The 8,169-nt window shown below is 68.5% G+C and carries 7 protein-coding genes; 5 read left to right on the top strand and 2 right to left on the bottom strand.

All coding sequences use genetic code 11. The features are described 5' to 3' along the window. Positions 1 to 786: 786 nt before the first annotated feature. The gene (locus Q7A36_RS36750) at positions 787 to 1,221 is read left to right on the top strand and encodes a response regulator (RefSeq protein ID WP_305108761.1); all 435 of its coding nucleotides are present in this window, start codon (positions 787 to 789) and stop codon (positions 1,219 to 1,221) included. A 295-nt stretch (positions 1,222 to 1,516) separates the two neighbouring features. Here Q7A36_RS36750 and Q7A36_RS36745 read toward each other — a convergent pair whose 3' ends face one another. After that, positions 1,517 to 1,921: a hypothetical protein gene (locus Q7A36_RS36745; protein ID WP_305108760.1), complete on the bottom strand. Its 405-nt coding sequence runs from the start codon at positions 1,919 to 1,921 to the stop codon at positions 1,517 to 1,519. Positions 1,922 to 1,964: 43 nt separating this feature from the next. Between Q7A36_RS36745 and Q7A36_RS36740 the strand changes: the two genes are divergently transcribed. Then, entirely contained in the window at positions 1,965 to 2,231 is a 267-nt protein-coding gene (locus Q7A36_RS36740) for a site-specific integrase (protein WP_305108759.1), read from the top strand. A gap of 288 nt (positions 2,232 to 2,519) precedes the next feature. Beyond that, entirely contained in the window at positions 2,520 to 3,401 is an 882-nt protein-coding gene (locus tag Q7A36_RS36735; protein WP_305108758.1) for an NAD(P)-dependent oxidoreductase, read from the top strand. Between the two features lie 537 nt (positions 3,402 to 3,938). On the opposite strand, the gene Q7A36_RS36730 is transcribed toward Q7A36_RS36735, so the two are convergent. Next, positions 3,939 to 4,400 carry a cupin domain-containing protein gene (locus Q7A36_RS36730; RefSeq protein WP_305108757.1) on the bottom strand — a complete coding sequence of 154 codons (462 nt, stop codon included), beginning with the start codon at positions 4,398 to 4,400 and terminating at the stop codon, positions 3,939 to 3,941. A gap of 131 nt (positions 4,401 to 4,531) precedes the next feature. On the opposite strand from Q7A36_RS36730, the gene Q7A36_RS36725 reads away from it, so the two are divergent. Together Q7A36_RS36725 and Q7A36_RS36720 are read left to right on the top strand one after the other, a co-directional pair. Beyond that, on the top strand, positions 4,532 to 6,052 hold the full coding sequence (locus tag Q7A36_RS36725; RefSeq protein ID WP_305108756.1) for a winged helix-turn-helix domain-containing protein: 1,521 nt from the start codon (positions 4,532 to 4,534) through the stop codon (positions 6,050 to 6,052). 345 nt (positions 6,053 to 6,397) lie between these two features. Continuing rightward, positions 6,398 to 7,786 (top strand): L-serine ammonia-lyase, encoded by a 1,389-nt coding sequence (locus tag Q7A36_RS36720; RefSeq protein ID WP_305108762.1) that lies wholly within the window; start codon positions 6,398 to 6,400, stop codon positions 7,784 to 7,786. Positions 7,787 to 8,169 lie beyond the last annotated feature (383 nt).

The raw sequence follows: 8,169 nt of genomic DNA, 5'->3' as shown, positions 1-8,169 counted from the left end.
GGCCGGATTTTCCACCACCTCCGCGGACGCTACCCGTCGCGCCCGGCTCGCCCGCCGGCAAGGTCGGACTGTGAGGCGCCGCACGCCGGACGCGCCACCACCACCCGCAGCCCCATCGGACCGGCCGAACACCCCGCCAGCCGCAGGCGCGTGCGGCACTTGATCGGTCTGGGCGCAAATCGGCCGCCTCCGCCCGGCTCATGATTGGGAGTTCCAGGCGGAGCGAGCCGTCTCGCGCAGAGGGAAAGCAGGAGACGGCCCAGGGGCACTGCCGTCCGTCAGGACCGGCAGCATCCGGCCAATGCGTCGCGACGGCGTCGATTGCGGCTAGGTTTGCTGTCTGCTTGTTCAATCCCCGATTGGGGGGCAGCCCGCTTCGATCGGGGGGGAAGGAAGCGGGCGCCGTGTATGCCGCTCAGGGTTTGGGGCAAGCGGCAACGGTTACCTACCCGCGATCGCTTGCATCCGCATCGAAAGGGCTCGCGAGCGCCAGGGCTAACGGCAAGCCCAGACCGTCTTTCTCCAGTTTGTGCAATGATGCCCGAGAAATCAGTTCTGGCGCATGCATTCTGATCATGACTGAATGCCGCTACCGCCAATGCTGGCGGTTGGGAGCCGTGCGCTGACTCCGCATCCCAGACAAGCACGGCCCCACTTTGCCGATGGGTCGCCTCAGCTTGCCTCACTGGGGCGACCCCCCTTTTCACGTTCGCCGGCAGTCGCCGGAATAGGGTTCTAACGCAATAATACATACACCATTATGTTTTGGTAATGCGAGATTGCAACATGATGGGCCAGACGCGGCCACTGGCCCTGATCGTCGAAGATGAGGCCCTACTCACCCTCCTGACCGATGGTCTGCTCGCCGCGGCAGGGTTCGATACGATCTTCGCCGCAGATGAGACTGAAGCTATGGCACAGACCGCAGCGGCAGGCCGGATCGCGGTCGCAGTCGTGAACCTGCATCTCGGTAGCGACGTCGCCGGTCAGCGTGTCATCCGCGCGCTGCGGCAGCACACTCCGAATCTGCCCGTGGTGGTCATCACCGGCTTCGACACCGACGCGCCACAAGCCGACCTGCGTGGCCTAGGTTGGCCAACAGTGAGGCTCCAGAAGCCCGGCGACTACGACGTGCTTGTTCCTGCCGCGCTGAAGGTGATGGAGCAGGCCCGCACTGGCGATGCGCCGGAGGGATGGCGTCGCCACACGGATTATGTCTAATGTTCGACGCCTAGCGCTTGGCCTCGGTGTCGGTCGGCTCATTGGTGGCCGGCGGGCAGATGGTAACCTGACCACCCTGAGCATGAAAATCGGCCACGAGGCGCGCTGTCTCCTCCTCGTTTGGCGGGCCGCCCACGGCCTGGGCACGATCCGCCTGTGCGGCAATGGCCTGGCCTCGGCGGAGGCGCTCTCGGAGTGCGTCGGCCCGCGTGGCAGTGCCGGGTGACCTGTCAGGTCTGCTGTCGTCCATAGGGTCGAATACCCGCCAGCACCCAACTTCGCCACCGAACGCGCATCACCTGACAGTCGGCGTGGGGCTCTGTGCCTTGGCATGGTGCCGGCCTTCCTCGCAAGCGGCGCGGCCACAGCCGGCATCCAGCAAGCGCTCACTCGGCGCTCTGCCGCGGACTGCCGCGACTGGTGGGACTTCTGCCGCCGCAGCGGCTTCCCCGCCAGCCCAGCCGCGCTCGCCGCCTTCGTCGCCGATCTCGGCCACCGCGGCGCCCGGATCAGCACCATCCGCCGCCGGCTGCAGGCCGTCGCCTGGCTCAGCCGCGGCCACGGCCACCCCGTCGACCTGCGCGACTCGCTGGTCGCCGATGCCACCGCCGGCCTCGCCCGCCAGGCCGGCTCCGCCCGGCGCCAGGCCGCCGCCCTGACGCTCCCCGAAATCCGCGCCCTCGCCGCTGCCTGCGGCCACGACCTCGCCGGCCAGCGCGACCGCGCCCTGCTGCTGCTGGGGCGTGGTCGAGCCCGGCCGGCTGCAGCCCGAGAGCCTGCGCCGCATCCTCCGCCGCCGCGCCGAGCAGGCCGGCATCCAGGGCACCCGCCTCGAGCCGGTCAGCCCGTACGGGCTCCGCGCTGGCTTCATCACCGAGGCCTACCGCCAGGGCCTCGGCGACGAGGAGATCATGGCCCACTCCCGCCACCGCCATCTCGGCAGCATGCGCCGCTACGTCCGCCGCGCGAAGCTCGTCACCGGCTCGCCCGCCGGCAAGATCGGACTGTGACGCGTCGCACCCAGACCGGCCGAGCAACACCCGCAGCCCCCTCGGGCCAGCCGAACACCGCGCCAGCCGTCTCGGCGTGGGTCAAGGGTCAGCCGCAAGCGCGCGGCGGCACCGATCAGCGCAGGCCACACCGCTGATCCGCGATGGGACGACGCCCATCAGGAAACGCGACAGCCGGCCTGGACGGCGAACCCGAGATCTGCGCCCGCGCAGAGCTTGCGCTTGAGGCCGTCGGGTGCCCTCATGGCTGGCAAGAATATGGCCCGGGTGAGGGCCGGGAGGAACGCCATGCGGATCGGCTTTGTCGGCTTGGGCAATATGGGCGGGCCCATGTGCCGCAACCTGGTGAAGGGCGTGAATCACGAGGTCATCGTGCATGACCTCAACGCCGAGGCTGTTCGCGCCTGCACTGCCCAGGGCGCGACTGCGGCGGACGGACTGGCGACGCTGGCCGCGTCATGCGAGGTGGTCTTCACCTCCCTGCCGACGCCGCAGCATGTCGAAATGGTGGCCAGGGAGATCGCGGCAGCGGCGCGGCCCGGCACGGTGCTCTTCGATCTCAGCACGAACTCGCCGACGATGGTGAAGCGACTGCACCAGGAACTGGCGGCGCGGGACATCACGCTGCTCGATACGCCGGTGACCGGAGGGGTGGTGCGTGCGGTCGACGCCAGCATCGTGGTCATGGTCGGCGGCGACGAAGCGGTGTTCGACCAGCATCGTGCCCTGCTGGCCGCTTTCAGCGGCACCCAGGTGCATGTTGGACCGGTCGGCAGCGCCTCGGTTGCCAAGCTGATCAACAACATGCTCGTCCTGTGCAACATGGCGGTCGCGGCAGAAGGCATGATGATCGGCGCGATGGCTGGTATCGACCTGCACAAGCTGACCAACATCATCCAGAACGGCTCGGGCGACAGCACGGGCTTCCGCGGCTTGGCAGCACGCGGGCTGAAAGGCGAGTTCACGCCGAGCTTCGCGCTTGACCTCGCGGCCAAGGATCTCGGTTTGGCGGTGGAGTTGGCAGCGGAGCATGGCGTGCCGGGGCTGCTCGCGCCGCAGGCGCTGGCCCTGCTCCGGATGGCGCGCGGCCTCGGCTATGGGCAGTTGGACACCAGCGCCATGCTCAAGGTCTACGAGACGATGCTCGGACGGGAGGTGCGGCTGCAATAGGCCCCAAGGTCACCCGCGCGAGCGCGGTGCAGCGCAGGCTCGGTCGGGCGACCAGCGGGAGCAAGCGCGCGGCCATCGAGCCTATTCGGCCAAAGATCAACCGCAGCGCGTGTACGCGGCAGGCAGCAAGGCACGCGTTCCTTACTCGCTGGAAAGCGGCCTCACATGTACTTTACTTGTGTATTTGAAAGCCGATCTACTGCTCTCACAAGCATTCTTAATAATACACAAGCCTGACCGCGCCGGTCGAAGAGTATATCATATCGTTTGGGAGGCGATTCAGACCGCTTTCCCTCCTCACAGCTGAGTAGGGTCGAACCCCGCGGTAGCCTTCTTGGTCCAAGCTACAGCCGCGTGGGGCGTGAAGCGGTCCTTCCCCGCCAGCACCGGTGGACCTGGACTTGGTGCTGGCACTGCGCCCGATCCTGCCTCGCCAGCCTTGGGCTGCTACTCCTGCGGCGGCTGCTTCCCGCACTCGCTCCCATGGGCCATGCGAAGCTACGTACAGCCGAGGTGGACTGCCAAATGCGACGGCAATTACCCGGTAACCGTGAGCGTCGAGAGCTGATCGGTGTCGAAGCGCCGCCTCAGTGCCGCCAGGGCCTCCGGATCCGGCCGCCCCTGCGCCGTGAGACCTGACAACTCCTCGAAATATTGCTCATGGCCGGGCGGCGAGACCGTCATCAGCAGGCGCGCCGGCACGTCGCCGGGATTGCGGATGTCGTGCGGGACGCCCGGCGGTATGAAGACATAGGCTCCGCGCCGGGCTGTCACCAAGCGGTTCCCGACCTGCCATTCGCAGGCACCGTCGAGCACGTAGAAGGTCTCCTCCTGCACGCGGTGGACGTGCAGGCCGGTGGCGAAGCGCGGCGGCACCACCCAGTCGAACATGCAGGCGTGGCGGGACTCCCGGGCGGTCACCAGGACCGCCATGGGATGGCCCGCCACCGTCAGCCGGGGCGCCTCGTCGGGGAGATGGATAACGGGGGCTGCATGCATCGCTGTCCTCCTTCCACTGTGGCGCGTGGTGGTCCGCCACGGCGAGCGCAGCCTTTCACTTGCATCCTCCGAGGTCGTGAAGGCGGTCCGAAAAAGTTGCAAAAGATTGGCTGTCCGGGCCGAATGCCGGCATGGCGCCATGGCTGGACCTCGGGCCTTTCCGGCTCGACATCGAGACGAAGCTGCTGCTGCGCGGCGGCGTGCCTGTGGCACTCGGCCCGCGCGCGATCGCCGTGCTGCAGGCGCTGGTGGCCCGTGCTGGCGTGCCTGTCTCGAAGGAGGAGTTGTTCCGTGCCGCTTGGCCGGGCCTTGCGGTCGAGGACAGCAACCTCACGGTCCAAATAGCGACGCTGCGCCGGACCTTGGCGGAGAGTGAGAACGGCGCCTGCTGGATCGAAACCTTGCCGCGGCGTGGCTACCGTTATGTCGGGCCGGTCGGTGCCACGCCAGCCGCACCCACGCTGCCAAACCGGCCCTCGGTCGCGGTGATGCCCCTGCGTAACCTCAGCACCGATCCGGCGCAGGACTATTTCTGTGGCGGCATGGCGGAGGACATCACCGGCGGCCTGTCGCGCATCAAGGGACTGTTCGTCACGGCCCGCAGTTCCGGTGCCGTCTACCGCGGCCACGAGGTCGACCCCTGCGAGGCCGGGCGCGCGCTCGGGGTCCGCTATCTGCTGCTGGGAAGCCTACGCAAGGGCGCCGGTCGCATCCGTGTCGCTTTGCGGCTGGTGGAGAGCGAGGCGGGCGGGCTGGTCTGGGCCGAGACCTACGACCGGCCGCTGGAAGACTTGTTCGCGCTGCAGGACGACATCGCGCTGTCCGTGGTGGGCGCGATCGAGCCGAGCCTGCGCCAGGCCGAGGTCGAGCGGGTCCGGCGCCTCCGGCCTGAGAGCCTTGACGCCTACGACCTGGTGCTGCGGGCGCAGCCCGACGTCTTCACCGGCATGCCGGCCGAGTCATCGCGCGCCCTCGGCCTGCTCGGCCAGGCGTTGGAACTCGAGCCGCGCTACGGGCTGGCGCATGCCTTCGCGGCGATGTGCCACCACAATCTGTTCCTGCGCGCGGGCCTGTCGGACGTACATCGTGCCGCCTCGATCCGGCACGCGGAGGCGGCGATCGCGCATGGCCGGGACGACGCCCTGGCGCTGACCTTCGCGGGCTTCTCGCTGGCCATGGACGCGCATGACCGCCGTGCCGGGGCGGCTGCCTTCGAGGCGGCGCTGGCGGTCAGCCCATCCTCCGCCGTGACCTACATCCTCGGCAGCGTGGTGCATGGCTGGGCGGGGCATGCGGGGCGGGCCATGGCTTGGGGCGAGCGCGCGCTGCGGCTCAGCCCCTTCGATCCCTGGGCCTTTGCCGCTTATCACGCGCTGGCGCTCGACCATTTCGTCGAAGGCCGGGCCGAGGAGGCGGCGGCCGCCGCCACGAAGGGCGTGCACGCGAACCCGGCGCACAGCATCTCGCACATGATCCTCGCGGCGACGCTGGCACGGCTCGGCAGCTTCGACGCCGCCCGCGCCGCGGCGGAGCGCGTGATGGCGCTGCAGCCGGTGTTCCGGTCCGGTCGCCAGCTCGCAGGCGTCAATTGCGCTCCGGAGTTGGCCGCGGCGCTCGGCGAGGCGCTGGGCGCCTGCGGCCTGCCGGAGTGACGCCGACCCGCTGTACCGCCTGCCGTGTGGCCCTCGCAGCGTCGGGCGTTTGTCCCGCCAGCCGCAGAAATCGTGCTTCAGGCGCGCAGCAGTGAGGCAGCCTCCTGAACGGGTGGAGTGCTGCGAAGGTCCGATTTAGGTCGCCTGCCGAAGTAGCCTTCCTGGCCGAGGCTACCACTTGGGGCGGAGAGCAGCCTCAATCTCCCCTTTGCCGGGCAGAGCCGGACAGATCTGCGGGCTGCCTCTGTCGACGACGCGGCGAGGGCAGGTCGCCGGAACAGGCTTGTGCTTGAACGGTTTTGCATGCCTCATCTGACCAATCGGGCTCGAGTGCGTTCTCCTGGCATGGGTCAAACAGCTCATACCTGGATCGGCCTGTTCGATCTGTTCCGGATCGGCGTAGGCCCGTCCAGCTCCCACACCGTGGGGCCGATGGTCGCCGCCGCGAGCTTCGCGAGCGGCCTCAGCAAGGACTTCCCGGTGGAACGGCTCCGGGTGGAGCTCTTCGGATCTCTTGCACTGACCGGCAAGGGACACGCGACGGATGTTGCCACCATGCTCGGGCTGACCGGAGCCCAACCCGATACGATTGATCCCGATGAGGGGGCCTCCATCGTCGATGGAATACGGAGGCTGCGTTGGCTGCCCTTGTCCAACGGACGACGCGTGCCGTTCAATCCGGCGAGCGACATCGTCTTTCTTCCCCGCAAAACGCTGCCGCGGCATCCGAACGCCCTTCGCATCGCCGCTATCGCTGGCGGCCATTCGGACGTTTCGCGCACCTACTACTCAATTGGGGGCGGCTTCGTCCTGGACGAGCACGGGAACGCACTCGCCGGGTTGGACTCCGCTGGAGACGCGCCGGTACCCCACCCGTTCAGCGACGCCGCCGAACTACTCGCGCGCGCTGAGGCGGCCGGGCTCTCGATCGCCGAACTCATGCGGGCAAACGAGACCAGCCGGCAAAGCCCGTCTGACGTCTCGGCCGGCATCGCCCGGATCTGGGCAGCCATGCAGGCGTGCACCGCGCGCGGCCTGCGTGGCGAGGGCGAGCTGCCCGGCGGTCTCCGCGTACGGCGCCGCGCGCCGGCTCTTCGGCGGAAGCTGGAGGGGCAGTCGCTCAGGAACGAGGCGGACCCGCTCCTGGCGATGGACTGGGTGAACCTGTGGGCGCTGGCGGTGAACGAGGAGAACGCCGCGGGTGGACGGGTCGTGACAGCCCCGACCAACGGTGCCGCCGGCATCATCCCGGCCGTGCTGCATTACTACGAGCGTTTCGTGCCGGGCGCCGATGTGGGAGGGGTGCAGACCTTCCTCCTCGCCGCCGCCGCGATCGGCGCAATCATCAAGCGCAACGCATCGATCTCCGGTGCGGAAGTGGGCTGCCAAGGCGAGGTCGGATCGGCCTGTGCGATGGCAGCGGCGGGGCTTGCGGCGGCGCTCGGCGGTACCAATGCCCAGGTCGAGAACGCTGCGGAGATCGGCCTCGAGCACAATCTCGGGCTGACCTGCGATCCTGTCGCTGGCCTCGTCCAGGTGCCATGTATCGAGCGCAACGCAATCGCCTCAGTCAAGGCGATCAACGCCGCGAGGCTCGCGCTGCACGGCGACGGGCGTCACCTAGTCAGCCTCGACCAGGCGATCGCCACGATGCGGCAGACCGGCCTCGACATGTCACACAAGTACAAGGAAACTTCGCTCGGCGGCCTCGCGGTGAACGTCGTGGAGTGTTGATCGGCCGCGCCGCGGACAGCCTCTCCGGCATGCTGAACGACTGCGCGTTCCGCCGCTTCTCAGCCGTGCTCCGTGCGGGCTCCGTCCGCGGCGCGGTCGAAGTGCTGAATGTCGTGGCCCTGTCGCAAAGCCCGCCGGAGGTGCGCACGGCGCTCGAACGGACTCTGGAATGCCGGTTCAGGCCATGCTCCCAAGGTCCGCAAAGGGTCCGAACCCAGTTGTAGCGCTTCCTCCTACCTCTCGAACCGCCGCTCCGGCCGACCTATCGCCAGGTTGAGTGGCCCCGCTGAGCGGCACAGGATGGGCGACGCGACGTACATCACGGTCTGGGTGCCGCTGACCATCCGGCACCGGCCTGGGCGGAAGACGGTGGTCACGCCGCT

Origin of the sequence: Paracraurococcus lichenis (assembly GCF_030657435.1) — a bacterium.
In the GTDB taxonomy this organism is placed as follows: Bacteria; Pseudomonadota; Alphaproteobacteria; order Acetobacterales; family Acetobacteraceae; genus Paracraurococcus; species Paracraurococcus lichenis.
Note: the sequence above shows the minus strand (reverse complement) of the source record. Positions and strands in the feature narration are given on the sequence as shown.

Excerpts from the sequence above, each read along its gene's own strand:
- Q7A36_RS36720 (WP_305108762.1), top strand. The coding sequence starts at position 6,398 with ATGGGTCAAACAGCTCATACCTGGATCGGCCTGTTCGATCTGTTCCGG.
- Q7A36_RS36735 (WP_305108758.1), top strand. The coding sequence starts at position 2,520 with ATGCGGATCGGCTTTGTCGGCTTGGGCAATATGGGCGGGCCCATGTGC.
- Q7A36_RS36725 (WP_305108756.1), top strand. The coding sequence starts at position 4,532 with ATGGCGCCATGGCTGGACCTCGGGCCTTTCCGGCTCGACATCGAGACG.
- Q7A36_RS36750 (WP_305108761.1), top strand. The coding sequence starts at position 787 with ATGATGGGCCAGACGCGGCCACTGGCCCTGATCGTCGAAGATGAGGCC.
- Q7A36_RS36730 (WP_305108757.1), bottom strand. The coding sequence starts at position 4,400 with ATGCATGCAGCCCCCGTTATCCATCTCCCCGACGAGGCGCCCCGGCTG.